A 606-nucleotide genomic window follows, 5' to 3' on the forward strand; every position below is an offset into this window, starting at 1 on the left:
GCTTATAAACCGAAAATGTTTTAATCATTGTTTCTATATTGTTAAAAAACACCAGTGTATAACGTTGATTATTAATTTGATCTTGTAAAATTCGGTATAACATTTTCTGAATCTTATTATTATTAAGTTTGAAATAACGATATTTAGGAACTGGAAGTGATTTTTTATGAAAGCGAGCTGGCAATTTAATTATATTTTCGTGGGGAATCTCTGACAGAAGTTGTTTCGGTGGTGTTGCTGTCATATAAATTGTTGCATGTTCAACTTTAGAAGATGACTTCAATGCTTGTTGTAGATTTTTATCCATTGATAAATGAAAGGCATCGACTTCATCAATAAAAATAGTATCAAAGTGCTGTTTGAATCGGTAAAGTTGATGCACTGTGCATACAACAAAATGCCCTTCAAATTGTTGTCTTGATTGCTGGTGTAGTATGTCTATATCTTCATTAAGAAATGCGTCTTTAATACGTTTACTAATTTCTACAACAACATCTACACGTGGTGACACAATAGCTATATTATCTCCCTGTATTCTTGCATATTGAATGCCTTGAAACATCATTTCTGTCTTACCTGCACCTGTTACGGCATATAACAAAATCG

1 protein-coding gene is annotated in these 606 nt (G+C 31.8%); it reads right to left on the reverse strand.

Translation table 11 applies throughout. The features are described 5' to 3' along the window. A partial coding sequence (locus J1M39_RS11010) for a DEAD/DEAH box helicase family protein (protein ID WP_206496787.1) occupies nucleotides 1-606 on the reverse strand: 606 nt, incomplete at both ends.

The sequence above is a fragment of the Micrococcus sp. KRD077 genome (assembly GCF_017168505.1).
Taxonomy (GTDB): domain Bacteria; phylum Actinomycetota; class Actinomycetes; order Actinomycetales; family Micrococcaceae; genus Micrococcus; species Micrococcus luteus.